The 14,608-nt window shown below is 45.6% G+C and carries 11 protein-coding genes; all 11 read left to right on the forward strand.

The features are described from left to right. The first annotated feature begins 40 nt into the window (after nucleotides 1-40). The 11 genes from GTK47_RS05350 (at nucleotide 41) to GTK47_RS05400 (ending at nucleotide 14,606) form a co-directional block, all read left to right on the forward strand. On the forward strand, nucleotides 41-979 hold the full coding sequence (locus tag GTK47_RS05350; protein WP_156734087.1) for a nucleotidyl transferase AbiEii/AbiGii toxin family protein: 939 nt from the start codon (nucleotides 41-43) through the stop codon (nucleotides 977-979). A gap of 579 nt (nucleotides 980-1,558) precedes the next feature. Further along, a complete protein-coding gene (locus GTK47_RS05355; protein WP_156734086.1) occupies nucleotides 1,559-4,288 on the forward strand; it encodes a DEAD/DEAH box helicase in 2,730 nt (909 codons plus the stop codon). Beyond that, complete coding sequence (locus tag GTK47_RS05360) at nucleotides 4,285-5,394, forward strand: hypothetical protein (protein WP_156734084.1); 1,110 nt, start codon at nucleotides 4,285-4,287, stop codon at nucleotides 5,392-5,394. The genes GTK47_RS05355 and GTK47_RS05360 overlap by 4 nt, the downstream gene beginning before the upstream one ends. A gap of 12 nt (nucleotides 5,395-5,406) precedes the next feature. Then, nucleotides 5,407-6,939: a phospholipase D-like domain-containing protein gene (locus GTK47_RS05365; RefSeq protein WP_156734082.1), complete on the forward strand. Its 1,533-nt coding sequence runs from the start codon at nucleotides 5,407-5,409 to the stop codon at nucleotides 6,937-6,939. Between the two features lie 2 nt (nucleotides 6,940-6,941). Further along, entirely contained in the window at nucleotides 6,942-8,387 is a 1,446-nt protein-coding gene (locus GTK47_RS05370) for a sigma 54-interacting transcriptional regulator (protein ID WP_032469923.1), read from the forward strand. A 144-nt stretch (nucleotides 8,388-8,531) separates the two neighbouring features. Beyond that, nucleotides 8,532-9,224, forward strand: a complete 693-nt coding sequence (locus GTK47_RS05375) for a DsbC family protein (protein ID WP_001228924.1) — start codon at nucleotides 8,532-8,534, stop codon at nucleotides 9,222-9,224. Then, nucleotides 9,224-11,623, forward strand: a complete 2,400-nt coding sequence (traC, locus tag GTK47_RS05380) for a type IV secretion system protein TraC (RefSeq protein ID WP_156734080.1) — start codon at nucleotides 9,224-9,226, stop codon at nucleotides 11,621-11,623. Before GTK47_RS05375 ends, traC begins: the two co-directional genes overlap by 1 nt. Then, entirely contained in the window at nucleotides 11,616-11,963 is a 348-nt protein-coding gene (locus GTK47_RS05385; protein ID WP_156734078.1) for a plasmid-related protein, read from the forward strand. Before traC ends, GTK47_RS05385 begins: the two co-directional genes overlap by 8 nt. After that, nucleotides 11,947-12,459 carry a S26 family signal peptidase gene (locus GTK47_RS05390; RefSeq protein ID WP_170355924.1) on the forward strand — a complete coding sequence of 171 codons (513 nt, stop codon included), beginning with the start codon at nucleotides 11,947-11,949 and terminating at the stop codon, nucleotides 12,457-12,459. The genes GTK47_RS05385 and GTK47_RS05390 overlap by 17 nt, the downstream gene beginning before the upstream one ends. 7 nt (nucleotides 12,460-12,466) lie before the next feature. After that, complete coding sequence (locus GTK47_RS05395) at nucleotides 12,467-13,594, forward strand: TrbC family F-type conjugative pilus assembly protein (protein WP_238795189.1); 1,128 nt, start codon at nucleotides 12,467-12,469, stop codon at nucleotides 13,592-13,594. Further along, nucleotides 13,578-14,606: a TraU family protein gene (locus tag GTK47_RS05400; RefSeq protein WP_156734076.1), complete on the forward strand. Its 1,029-nt coding sequence runs from the start codon at nucleotides 13,578-13,580 to the stop codon at nucleotides 14,604-14,606. Before GTK47_RS05395 ends, GTK47_RS05400 begins: the two co-directional genes overlap by 17 nt. Nucleotides 14,607-14,608: the final 2 nt, after the last annotated feature.

Genomic DNA, 14,608 nt, shown 5'->3' on the forward strand with positions numbered 1-14,608 from the left:
AGGCCAGAGATATTAAGCGTCAAAAAAGGTGAACAACATAATGGATAAAGACAGCCCATATTACAAACAGCTTTCCTTGCTCATAAGAATGCTTCCTGTGGTAGCCACAGAGACGGTTTTTGCACTTAAAGGCGGCACCGCCATTAATTTATTTGTGAGAGATTTTCCTCGGTTATCTGTAGATATTGATCTTGCTTATCTTCCACTTGAACCAAGAGATGAGGCTTTGGTTAATGTCAGGGCTGCATTGCAGCGCATTACAGACAGAATCAATACTCAACCAAATATCCGAGCGGCATTTCAGGATAATAAAGCTGATGAACTGAGAATCGTTGTATCAAGTCCGGTTGCGACAATTAAAATTGAAGTGTCGCCCGTCGCCAGAGGTACATTGCATAGTGCAGAGATAATGCCAGTTCAAGAGTCTGTTGAAGACGAGTTTGGTTATGCTGAGATTCAGGTAGTCAGTCTTCCCGATCTGTATGGTGGGAAATTGTGTGCTGCAATGGATCGCCAACATCCTCGCGACTTATTTGATGTCCGTATGTTACTTGGCAGTGAAGGGATTTCGAGAGAGATTTTGGTGGGTTTTTTAACCTATACATTAAGTCACCCTCGGCCTATTAATGAAGTCATGTCGCCAAACTGGCAGCCTCTGAATGAGAAATTTCAGGCAGAATTTGACGGAATGACCTTTGAAAAAGTTGAATGCGAAGACTTAGCCTCTGTTAGGCCCATGATGTTAATTGAACTGCAAAAACATTTCACAGAAAGGGATCATGCTTTCCTTACGTCATTCAAAAGAGGGCAACCTGACTGGGCATTGTTTGACTATCCTAATGCAGCAGACTTGCCAGCGATTCGTTGGAAGTTGCAGAACATTAACAAATTGGCAAAGAATCAAGCAAAACATCAAGAGCAATTAGATAAATTAAAGCAAGTGCTTGATGATTGGCTTGTTAACGCAAACGCCGAGTAATTCGTTTATAACAATCCTCAACGAGCTATAAGCCCCCTAGTTAGATTGCGATTTCTTCAATCTATCTAACCGAGTCCACATAGGTGTAAAAAAACGGGCTCAGCTAAACCGTTTGGCTAGCAACGGCGCTTCTGTCATCGCTTGTAGGCGATAAAAGTGTTATGTCTGCAACCTTACCTATCGTTGCCAGCACTCAAGAAGTCATTAGCACAACAGTTCCAGCAATCAGCGCCGTTTTACTGGGCACCTGATAACAATAAAAAACGCCCAAGCGGCCAGATATCTGACGGCTTGGGCGTCATCCTACCCCGTACCCGTTTATCATGACGGCGTTTCAGTTATAAGTAGTCAAAGTAAAGTTGTTTGGGTTCTTTTCATTGTCTTGGCTTCATGAGAGTTATGTGATGTACAAAATGGTACTTATAGGTTATAAATTTACCCAAAGGGTGTGAAAAATACCTTCCTGTAAAAAACTTTATTTGTTCGGTGGTGCGCAATTAATAAGGCCTTTGAATCGAAGGTTGTTGGCACGATGCTTGATATTTAGGATGAACAACTTATTCGATCAAAGGACGAAACATGGCGTTATTAAGATACGCAAACTTAGGAATTCACAGGCCAGACATCCTGCTTAGTAAAGCAGTGAGTGGTCTTGGTGACTTTTATAAGTATTTAGACACCACTCGAAAATACCTAGAAAGTACGAAGGCTGTTAAAGCGATAGCTTGGGAAAAGCTGGACGATGCTCAAAGTGGAGTATGGATACAATTAGTTGAGCCTGCCGATAACTGCGGTGATTTCGAAAAGAACTTAAAGCTCTTTTTAGATGAAAGTACCGACACGGTATACGAAGCAAGCCCCGCTAGATGGAAAGCCGTGGGTAGTGCCGCTAGAGAATGCCCAAATTGTAGAAGTCACGGTAAACCTAAAATGGCTTATGCAACTGAGGAGCACGCGGACGAAATTGCGAGTGAATTAGGCAATGGGCTGTCGTCGTATGAGTGTCCAGACGGTTATGGTTGGCATTTGACGGGTAAATCACAAAGCAATGTTGGATTCAATAAATCCAACGCAATTTCAGTCCTGGACAGAAATGTAGAGAATGACAGCTTGTTATTGGATCGTTTACCTGACCACGACTATTTGGTTATTCGTCCAAACACATACCAGTTAAAGTGTCAGATTAATGCATTACAAAGCTTACAAGACACCCCTTCTATTCACCATCTTCCGCTATTGAGGCTGTTTGAAGGTAAGGATCATGCTAAGTGGCCGAATGTTCCTTATGATGAGCACTTATTTAACGATGACTACTACGTTCTTACCGATGGAGCAAGAGAGGGAACATCTCAGCAGCGTGATTTTGTAAATATTGCACTCAATACACCAGACTTTGCCTTCCTTGAAGGCCCCCCAGGATCTGGCAAAACTACAGCCATTTGCGAACTGATTCTTCAATTAATAAAGCGAGGTAAGCGGATCTTACTTTGTGCATCAACACACGTTGCTGTTGACAATGTTCTTGAACGAATGATGTCTGAAGAAAATATTTATCGCGACATGGTGTTACCTGTACGGATTGGAGATAAATCAAGCGTTTCTCAAAAGGCAAAGCCATGGCAATTGGAAGAGTTTGTTAAAACTGAACGCACAAGATTGCTAAAACATCTTCAGCAACAACCGCACATTTCAGTTAGTCAGAAGTTACTTAAAAGTAAGGTCGGTGAAGGTAAACATATTGTTGAGCGTCTTGTTCTTGAAGCGGCGAATTTAGTTTGCGGGACAACTATTGGTTTGCTTCAGCATCCTGATATCAAAAATAAACAATCAACATCGCCAATCTTCGATGTGATGATTATTGATGAAGCATCAAAAACAACTTTTCAAGAGTTTTTGGTGCCAGCGGTACTTGCCAAGCGTTGGATCATGGTGGGAGACCCAAAACAGCTTTCACCTTATGTTGATGATGAAGCTACCGAAGTAAATTTGCAGCCATGTTTACAGGATAGTTATCAGCGAGAAGCATGCGCAGATATTTTCTCTGCTCGACAAATCAATATTCAGAAACGAGAAGTATCCTTGGTTTGCACTGACGATGAAAAGACAATTGAATTTTATCATCAGCAAGCAAAGTCCAAAAATGTATTGGTTGCATCATTTAAAGGTCCGAAGACAGATCTCCCTTACGCATCAGTAGTCCTTGGTTCGTCAGCGTTCATCGCTCAGAATGCTAATCACCTACCCCTGGATTTGACGACCATAAGGGGGCTGCCTGCGTTACCGGAAAAGTTAGAAATGCGACTTGCAGCGCATTCGAGATTAACTCGTACAAAAATCAAGACCGAGTCCGATAGCTGGGAATCCCAGTTAGCGTGGCGACTGGCTCGTATGTACGAACAGCGCCTAAATACAGAATCTAACGGAAGTTCTAAAACTGTTAATAAGTTAGAGGAAGATATCAAAGCGCTACTACCATTTGACTCAGAAAAAGATACGTTCACTGCAATAGACAGGGTACGTAGGATCGCACTGCCTTCTATCCTTGAATCACTACAAGTTGGATTTGAACGAACAGAGTATCAGAAACAAGGCACCGCTCTGTCTGATGGACTTCCAGCCAGTGTTTTGGAACAACGACAAATACGGCTTAGTTACCAGCACAGAATGCATCCAGACATTGCCGAGTTTTCCCGAGTACATATATACCATGAAAAAGCACTGCAAAGTCCTGATGGCCAAGCTGAAAAGCGGGACTGGGGATACCGAAGCGGCTCACATCGTTGTATATGGCACGATGTTAAAGGTCGAAAAGGCAAAGAAGGTGAAATCACCGCTGAAGTAGAAGAAATATTAAAAGAATTAAGTCGCTTTGATTCTTGGGCAAAATCAAACCCAAATGTTGAGAAAAACCAACAAAAGCCTTGGGAAGTTGCTGTTTTGGCATTCTATCGGGCTCAAGAGCGAGCTATACGTCGAGCTTTACGAAAGTGGACGGGAAATCATCACGGAGTAAGGCATTTCTATCGAGGTGAAAAATCCTCACCGTATATTGATATTCAGATATGTACCGTAGACCGTTTTCAGGGGCATGAGGCTGATTTTGTCATGCTTAGTTTCGCAAATAACCATCCCACGAGTTTTCTTGAAAGCCCAAATCGCTTGAATGTGGCAATTACGAGGGCCAAGCATCAGCTCATTGTGTACGGAAACCGCCCTGCAATGCAAAAGGCATCGGGTGTGTTAGGTACTTTTGCCAGCAATTCTTACTGGTCTACAACAATCGAGACTGAATCACAGGAGGCACTATGAGCCAGGACATCATACTAAAACGAGAAATTAAAACTGAAAGTTGGCTCATACAGGGTGAAATCGCGCTGGCAGATAGCCGTCCAGAAATTAACTGCGTGCTGCAATTCCTTCAAGATTATCCGAATGCGAGTTCTGCTGAGTGCTCCGAGCATTTATTTGGGGACAAAATCGGACGTCGTGTAGTTGCTGATAGGTTACTAAACATATGTCGATTATATGGGCTTGCTGAGTCTAATCGAGACCAATACAGGCTCACTGAATCAGGACTGATTGCTCTTGAGAAAGATCAAATCCTAGTGCCAGAAGATGGGTGTTGGAGCCTTTGCGTTTGTCATGAGCCTTTATTGCCTCATCCACTTCTTACTATTGATGCGCACACAGAGCCTAGTGCAGCGTCGATCGGACTTGGAAAAAACAGAGATGAGCTAAATGAAAGAGCAAAGCGACTAGTTGAGGTTCCTCAACTAGTCAAAGACGTTCGTAGCCTGAAGGTTGAACCAATAGGTGGAGGTTCGGAAGTACGCGTTGACAAAATTGAACTCAAAGGTGAGCGCATCTCACCGCAAGGAAAACCGTATTACATCGAGTGGAATGTGACTGAAGGCAATGTCGATGTGAAGCGCGGAAAGGATCTTATATTTTCACGTCGGGTTGAACCAATCAGTCGTCAGCAAGTTTTGAAAGTACTTCTGCATAGTGAGGGCTTGCTTGAACAATGGGATGAGCAAACTGAAATCTTGTCAGTGGTTTTCGAAAATACTACTGAATCTGAGCGAATCAATATGAAGCGCTCGGTAAGCGTAAAAAGACCATCTGTTCACAAGTTGGGCTCGTTTGATGCGATGAAGTTACACAATATTTCTATATCAGCATTGACTGAATTGGATGCTAAAAAGTGGGCTGAATGGAGATTAGAGAAAAATATCAATATGTATGCCACTAATAGCAAGTACCAAGTTTGGAGAGAAAAAGCACTCGAACCTTTTAAAAGTTGGAATTTCACACTACCTGATAGGGCTGAGTTGGCAAATCAGTTTTGGACTGAAGAAGACCAGCAAAATCAGCATACCTGGCATGTCATTGCAGCCCATGATTGGAACCTATAAGGAATAATAGTGATGAATTTAATTGAAAAGTTTACTAAGACTGAAACTAAGATTGTTGATCAATCAAATACCAAGTTGCCCCCTGTGCTTTTGCCTGTTTTACCTAAACAGGTATCTGATCCGCAACCTATTAATAGCTCTTTGTTCTGCAATGAGCTGCAATCAAGAGTTGTCGAATTAATCGATAATGCTGAGCACTCGGTTATTCTTAGTACGTTTTTACTTGCTGATGAGAATGTCGAATCTGCTGTCCTAAAAGCTGCAAAGCGCAAAGTTCGTGTGTACATACTATTGGCATGTGAGACTCGTCTTGATGGCGATGTGCCTGACGATGACTTTGGTAAGAAGTGTCTTGTGCAGCATAAGGAAATGTTAAACAAATTGTCTGGACATGTTCACTTTGCATCTGCGCCGCATTTCCACGCAAAAGCCGTTGTTATAGACGCATTACATGAAACTGGTAATGCTAAAGGGTTGCTTTTAACGGCAAACCTTACAGAAGAAGCACTTTTACGAAATGAAGAGCTGGGGGTCGCGCTTTCACGCCATCAAATAGCTGAGATCGTGAATGTGTTCCGTTGGGCAATCTTCGAGAGTGCGCAGCACCATATGACAAGCCGTGGTGAATTCTCAGCATATAAGTCGCCAGGCAATGTCAGATACCCAAGGGAATTAACTGAAATACTGGTCACATCGAGTGAAGACGCTCGAATTAGAGAACACGCATTAGCGTTGATCAATCAAGCGGAAAATGAACTCATCATATCGAGTTTTGGATGGCAAGAGGACCATCAGCTTGTAAAAGCAATATGTGAACGTGCGAAGTCGGGGCTAAAAGTCACCATTCTATCTCGCCAAAGACCCGCAGCCATGCCAGCGTTGTTGGCTATGAAACAGGCTGGTGCATCGGTGATGTGTTTTAAATGGCTACATGCCAAAGCGATTGTAGTAGATGGAATGCATGGCATGGTGATGTCGGCCAATTTTCAAGCGTATGGTATGGATCAAGGCTTTGAGTTAGGCGTAAAACTCACCGGTATTCAGGTAAAAGAGCTGATGAACTGCTTAGATATGTTTTTAACTAATAGCCACAATGAATTGAGCATCGACATGAGTCTAGGGATGATTTCTGGTGGTTTTGAAGCTTGGGAAAATAATACATTCAAGAGGTACTCAGTCAGCGAAGTAGACATTGTTGAGTTATCACCTATAAAAGCAGATTGTTTGTCTGATATGGATAAGCACCCAAAAATACCCAATGCAAACTGGCGGGAAAAAACATCGCACAAGATTGAGTATAAATGGCGTATAGAGCCGCCAGTTATCACTAACGCCAGTCCAGAGTATTTCAAACCTTTAACGGCTAAGGATGAAACTTCTAAGAAGCAGGATTCAGGATCGCCTAGAGAGAGTTATGAGCCAAAGGTTGTTCGACTGACAAAAAAACAGTTAGCTATTACAGTTCGTCAAGAATACGAACTTGCCATGGCAAAAAGGCTGAAGCAAAGTGAATTGCCAAACGCCCGAATTGTATTGGAGGCGTAATTTTGGATAACAAAAACACACTGCTTTGTTGGCACTCAAAAAGAGCTGGGGTTGAGGTATTAGACGAAGCGTTAAAGCGGCTTAAGAATCGTAAAGTTTATGTTGGCAAAGTAATTGTTCTTACTCAGTCAGCTGGGGATAACAGTCTGTACAAAGAGCATGAATTTGGCGATATACAGATTACCTTTCGAACTGTAGCTATCGAGAACCCAGCTGATCATAACGAAATTTATCACGCAATAGAGTCTGAGATTATTCCAGAGCTAAAGCTTGAACAGAATCTTCATATCAATGTATCGCCGGGAACTCCGGCGATGCATGCGGTTTGGTTGATTCTTCATGCTCGGGGGCATTTTCCACGCGAAACAATCCTCTGGTCATCACAATATAACCCCGATACCAAAAGAACCAGCATTGCCAAAGTTGATTTCAGTGTAAATACGTATTTGGCAGAGATCTCTGCTATTTCAAGTTCAGAGGGCGGTTACGCCCTTTACGATTTAGACCCTAAATCAAAAGCAAGGCAGGATGCATTACAAACGTTAAAGCAGTTCTCTTGTGTTCCCAAAGCTCCGTTACTTGTACTGGGTGAACGTGGTACAGGGAAAACGAGGCTAATTGAAACCGTTGTCGGTAAGGTAAAGCAAAAGCAGGTTGTTACGCTTGCATGTGGAGGACTAGATTCTCAAGTGGTTGATAGTATGTTGTTTGGCCACGTAAAAGGTGCCTTCACTGGGGCGGAAAAGGATCGCAATGGACTTTTGAAAGAAGCAAATGGAAAAGTTTTGTTTTTGGATGAGATTCAAGATTTACCAACTTCGGTTCAGCGAAAGCTGGTTCGAGTGCTTCAAGATAACCATCACAGTTTTCGCCCTGTTGGAAGTGACACTGAGGAAGCATCTGACTTCGAGCTAGTTTGTGCGAGTAATAAATCACTTGAGCAATTGGCAACGATACTCGATGCTGATTTCTTTGATCGTGTATCCATGCTCACAATAACAATACCTCCACTTCGTGCATGCAGAGAAGATATTCTGTCGGATTGGCAAAGAATCTGGCAGGAAGTTAATGTTAACCCCAATCTGCCTGCGGAAGCTCCGGTGTCAAATGAATTAATCCAGTTTTTTAACTCGGCATATTTACCAGGTAACTTACGTGACCTAAAAAAGCTGGCATACATGTCTTGTGCTTTTTTGAGCTCCCAAACTACAGAGTCGGCAATCTCTAGCTCATTAGCTGCGTTGGGCGAGCCTGTTATCCAGGAGGATAGTCCTGACACAAGGTTTGCATTTGGTGATTTATCCAAGACAACTAAGGATGAGTTAATGAAAGCGTTTCATAAGGAATTTGCAACAGCTGCCAAAAAGCAATTTGGTACATGGGTTAAAGCCGCAGAAGCATTGAAGGTAGATCAAAAAACTTTGCAAAAGTATATGAGAGACAATTGAGTTATTTTAGTGTGTGATTGTTTTCATTAAGATTTGGTATTGGTGCTGCTTAGCAAGACGACAAATTCTTCAATCTATCTAACCGAGTCCACATAGGACAACTGCATAGACTGGAGCCTCGATATACATTAACGAGGACTCCTCATGCGAAAACTATCTCCAATTATTCTGGCGCTTGCGCTGTCTCCTTTGGTTCAAGCTGAACCTGTGTCTGAAGTGTCGCCCGTTGGCAAAATTGACGGCATGGTTTCTTTGCCGGTCACCGGTATGAAAGCGGTCGAAAGCAATGGCCGTATTGTTTTCATGTCAGACAGTGGCCGGTTCGTCATTGATGGCACGCTCTATGATGCCTGGTCCAAAAAGCCGCTTACCAGCCTTGAAGAAATTCGTGAAGCGGGGAACACGCTGGACTTAAGTCGTCTTGGCTTAAAAATGGATGATTTGAACCCACTGACGCTGGGCGAAGGCAAAAAGAAAGTGGTGGTCTTTGTTGACCCACGATGCCCGCACTGCCATGAGCTTTTGAAACAAGCTTTACCGTTAACCAAAGAATACACCTTCCAAATACTCCCTGTGCCAGTGCTTGGTCCTGATTCAGAGCGTCAGGTTCGCCAGCTTGGCTGTGCGCGTGACAAAAAAGCGGCCACCGATGCATTGCTGAATGGCCGGATTGGTAACCTAGAACAGGATGATGCCTGCAACTTAGAACCAATGCAGCGTACCTTGGTGACGGCTCAAATCCTGGGCATTCAAGGTGTGCCTTTCATCGTCGCCAATGATGGTCGCATCAGCCGAGGCCGTCCTTATGATCTTTCTGCTTGGTTGGAGGGGCGTTAATGAAAGCCTCTCTGTATTCAGGGCAACGCGCTTCTGAGCTATTGCCAGTATTGGCCTATTCCGACGATGAGCAACTGTTTTTCATGGAAGACCAAAGTGTTGGCTTTGGTTTTCTATGTGACCCATTGCCAGGTGGTAATGAGTCTGTTGCAGACAGGGTTAATGTTCTACTCAACAACGACTGGCCAAAAGACACTTTGCTGCAATTTGGCCTGTACGCCTCGCCTGATATTCAAACCGACCTTCAGCGCATGATGGGCTTACGGCATCGTCAATCCGATCCATTGCTTAGGGCGTCGATACGCAAACGTGCGGATTTCCTTGATGGGGGCACGGTTCAACCGATAGAAGAATCGACCCAGACTCAGGTACGCAACTTTCAACTGATCGTCACCTGCAAATTGCCTTTGGAAAGTCCTATACCGACGGAGCGTGAGTTGAGTCGAGCATCCGCGCTTCGGGCTTCTTTCTCGCAAGCGCTGGCAACGGTTGGTTTTCGCGTCACGGAGATGACTGACCGAAATTGGCTCGCAGCATTAAGTGCGCAGCTTAACTGGGGAAAAGATGCTTCCTGGCGCAATCCATCACCAATCCGCAGTGAGGCTGATAAACCACTTCGAGAGCAAGTGTTGGATTATGACCGAGCTATCAAGGTGGATAGCCAAGGTCTAATGTTGGGTGATTACCGAGTTAAAACCTTATCGTTTAAGCGCTTGCCTGAGCGGATTTGGTTTGGTCATGCCGCAAGTTTTGCGGGCGATATGATGACGGGCAGTCGCGGTTTACGCGGCAGCTTTTTGCTGAATGTCACCATTCACTTTCCTTCAGCTGAGGCGATGCGATCTCGTCTAGAGACGAAGCGTCAATGGGCGGTTAATCAGGCCTATGGGCCGATGCTCAAGTTTGTGCCGGTGCTTGCAGCCAAGAAAAAGGGGTTCGATGTTCTTTTTGAAGCCTTGCAAGAAGGTGATCGTCCTATTCGGGCAAATATGACCTTAACGCTGTTCTCACCAACGGAAGAGGCGTCCATCAGCTCTGTTTCAAATGCTCGAACCTATTTCAAAGAGCTCGGATTTGAGCTGATGGAAGACAAGTACTTCTGTTTGCCCATTTTCCTGAATGCCTTGCCATTTGGTGCTGACCGCCAGGCGATGAACGACTTGTTTCGATTCAAGACCATGGCGACACGGCATGTCATCCCTCTGTTGCCTTTGTTTGCGGATTGGAAAGGCACTGGCACGCCGGTGATTAACTTTGTTTCCCGTAATGGTCAGATCATGAGTGTGTCCCTTTATGACTCGGGCAGTAATTACAACTGTTGCATCGCGGCGCAATCGGGGTCGGGTAAGTCATTCCTAGTGAACGAAATCATCTCCTCCTACTTATCAGAAGGCGGGCAATGCTGGGTGATTGATGTTGGCCGGTCTTATGAAAAGCTGTGTGAAGTCTATGACGGTGAGTTCTTACAGTTCGGGCGGGACAGTGGCATTTGCTTAAATCCGTTTGAAATCGTTGAGGACTATGACGAAGAAGCGGATGTACTGGTTGGGTTATTGGCCGCAATGGCCGCACCCACGCAGTCATTAACCGATTTTCAGATGGCCAACCTAAAGCGTCAGACCCGTGAACTGTGGGAGAAAAAAGGTCGTGCCATGTTAGTTGATGATGTAGCAGAGGCCTTGAAAAATCACGAAGACCGACGTGTGCAAGACGTGGGTGAGCAGCTCTATCCGTTTACGACGCAGGGCGAATATGGCCGCTTCTTTAATGGCCACAACAATACTCGCTTCAAAAACCGTTTCACTGTTCTGGAGTTAGAAGAACTCAAGGGGCGTAAGCATCTACAACAAGTGGTGTTGCTTCAGCTTATCTACCAAATCCAACAAGAGATGTACTTAGGTGAGCGGGATCGTCGCAAGATTGTGTTCATTGACGAAGCCTGGGATCTGCTGACTCAAGGTGATGTCGGTAAGTTTATCGAGACAGGTTACCGTCGATTTCGAAAATATGGCGGCAGTGCTGTAACGGTAACGCAGTCGGTCAACGATTTGTATGACAGCCCTACAGGTAAAGCCATCGCTGAAAACTCAGCCAATATGTACCTGCTTGGCCAAAAAGCTGAAACCATCAACGCGCTCAAAAAAGAAGGCCGCTTGCCACTAGGTGAAGGCGGTTATGAGTACCTGAAAACCGTTCATACCGTCACTGGTGTCTATTCCGAAATTTTCTTTATTACCGAAATGGGCACCGGGATTGGCCGCCTCATCGTCGATCCGTTTCACAAGCTGTTGTACTCGTCCCGTGCAGAAGATGTAAACGCGATTAAACAGTTAACGCGCAAAGGCCTTTCTGTTGCTGATGCCATCTCTCAGTTGTTGAAGGAGCGAGGCTATGAATAAGACCACGCTTTGGCCATTTATGGCCTCTATTACTTTGTCTATTGCTGGTAGCGGTTTAATGACGAGCTGGCTCTTAATGAAAACACTCGAACCCATCCACAGCCAGTTGGCGTTAAGTACGCCCATTGCAGTCGTCGATTTTGGGGAGGCGGTGTTGTCACTGGGCTCCAATGCCAGCGAACAAGACATCGAATCCAAGTTGCTTCAGACCAATCAGCAAATTGAAAAGTTAAAAGCAGCCGGTTTTATCGTGCTGGATGCCCAAGCGGTGGTGGGTGCAGATGATTCCGTATTCGTGCCAGTAGGCTCAAAGGAGGTGTCTCATGCAGATACTCCGTAAAAGAATGCCTTGGCGGCCATATCTCATCCGTTTGACCATTCTTGCGTTAATCATGGCCTTGGTAGGCACCTACGCCATGATGCGCTACCGAATAGGTATTGATACCCAGCAAGAGCGCTGCCTGCCTGATACCACGGTGTATCTGATTGACCTATGGAATAAAGAGCCCGTTAAGGATGGTTTGTATGCATTCCACTCAAAAGGACTCGCTCCGTTATATAACGACGCTACTCGGATGCTGAAACGCCTAACAGGGATGCCTGGGGATGAAGTCAATGTGACGCCTGAGCATGTGCTGGTGAACGGTGCTGAAGTCTCTACCGGCATGGTATTAGCCCAGCGTCTTGGTGTGGCGGAAACAGAATTTAGCCGCTCATTGACGCTGCAAGAAAACGAATATTGGTTTTCCGGCGAGGCTGCAACGAGTTTCGACTCCCGCTATTGGAATGCCGTTAAGCGCGAGCAGATTGTCGGTCGCGCTTGGCCGCTTTGGTAGGAGGTAGATGATGCAAAGACTATGTCTCTTATTTTTGTTGGTTGGCCCATTGTCTTGGGTTCAAGTGTCCTGGGCACAAGAGCCTTTTCTGTTGTCTGACGAAGACAAAAAGATCGTCGAAATGAGCCGCAGCATTTTACAAAGTGCTGTGGATGGTTCATCTGAATTTATCGAGCCTTTTTCACCGATTGAACAACCTGCGTCGCTCAAACACAACGATGAATGGTTGATTTTTGCGTCGTCTTCACTGGGGGATTCCTCACTGAAGCAGCTATTTAAAGAGGCCAGTGCAACCGGCGCTATTGTGTTGTTTCGGGGAATTCCTGAAGGAAAGACCTTGGGGGCGGCTATCCGTGATTGGCATACGCTGATGGTGGGACTTGATCCTGTTCCTCAGGTTCGAATCGATCCGAAAGCCTTTGTGCACTGGCGGGTGACTAGCGTGCCTGCCATTTTCCGCATAGAAGATGACAAGGTGACTGCAAGTGCACTAGGGGTTTACAGCAAGGACTGGTTGCAGCGTCAAATTGAAACAGGCAATGCCGGTTCATTGGGTCAACGCGGTCCTATTCATTCGATTTTAGAACCGGATTTGATGCAAGTGGCGATGCAGCGTTTACAGTCGATAGACCTGGGCGCATTAAAGAAAAAAGCCATTGAGCGATTCTGGTCTCGCCAAACTTTCACTGACTTACCCAAAGCCACGCAATATCGGATAAGAACGGTTGATCCAACCATCGTCATGCAGCGGCCACTATTGGATGCCAATGGCCGAACATTGATCCCAGCAGGAACGCGTATTAACCCGCTAAAAGCCTTGCCGTTTACTCAGCAGCTTGTGGTGTTTAATGCGTCGAACGCTGAAGAAGTGGACGCAGTTGCGCATTGGCTTGAGACGCAAGATAGGACACTGCGCCGCATTACGCTTATCACCACGCAGCTCGACCGTGCTCAAGGTTGGAATAGCCTCAATGCGCTCGAAAAGACATTGGACAGTCCGGTTTACCTTCTCAATGCCTCGCTAAAGCAGCGCTTTGATCTGCAAGTCACCCCATCGTTTGTTCAAGCAAAGGGACTCGCGTTTGAAATAGAAGAAATTCCAGCAAAGGAGCTTGTTCATGCAAAAGCTCAATAATACGTATCGTCTGATGCGGACTCTCGTTGCCATGCTTGTCCTGGGCGCATCTATTCCTGCAAAAGCCGAACTGACCTGCCCAGACGCGGGTTTATTGTCGGGCAAGTTGCTGACGGATGTTTGCTGGTCATGCATTTTTCCTATCCGGGTTGCCGGTCTTCCTCTTGGCTCTGGCAATATCCCAAGCGGCGCATCAAACAAGTCATTTTGCTTATGTGAAGACAACTTAGGTGTGCCAAGGCCAGGTATTGTTACCAGCATGTGGGAGCCAGCGCGTCTGATTGAACTGGTCAGAACGCCGGGTTGTTCGCCTTCCCTGGGAGGGATTCGTTTACCGTTAGGTGATAGACGACTGCAAGGTGGTCATGGCGAGGGTGAATACGATACCGGTGATCTTGCTTTCTACCATTACCATTATTACGCCTTTCCGCTTTTGGTCATGCTCGATTTGTTCATGGATGGCAATTGCAATGCCGATGGTTACATGGACTTTGACTTGATGTATTTGTCGGAATTGGACCCAACATGGCTGAACGATGAACTGGCCTTTTTTACTCAGCCTGAAGCGGCTGCCGTTGCCAATCCATTGGCTATATCTGCTTGTACCGCTGACGCTGCTTCATCAACGCTTGGTAAACCCATCGACCAGTTGTTTTGGTGTGCTGGCAGTTGGGGCCATCTCTACCCGTTATCTGGCCACACCTTAGCCTTTGGATCATTAGCAGAAAACACCAGCCATTTAGCGGCGCGTGCAATCGCGGCTCAACACAGGCGTGGTCTTGCTAGGCGAACAATGGGGAACAGTGCGCTATGCCGACCTGTTATCGAACCCATGCTGCCGAAATCCCAATACAAGATGAGTATGTTCTTCCCCGTACCGGAAACTGAAAGTGCGCATGTCATCGGTGAAAGCACCATGAAATGGGGAGAGTGGCGAACGATCCCCGGTGCCGGTGAAGATGCGCTCTACATTTTGTGGCGCTGGCAAGACTGCTGTAACTCGGGAGGTTAACC

The organism is Proteus sp. ZN5 (genome assembly GCF_011046025.1).
Classification (GTDB): Bacteria; Pseudomonadota; Gammaproteobacteria; order Enterobacterales; family Enterobacteriaceae; genus Proteus.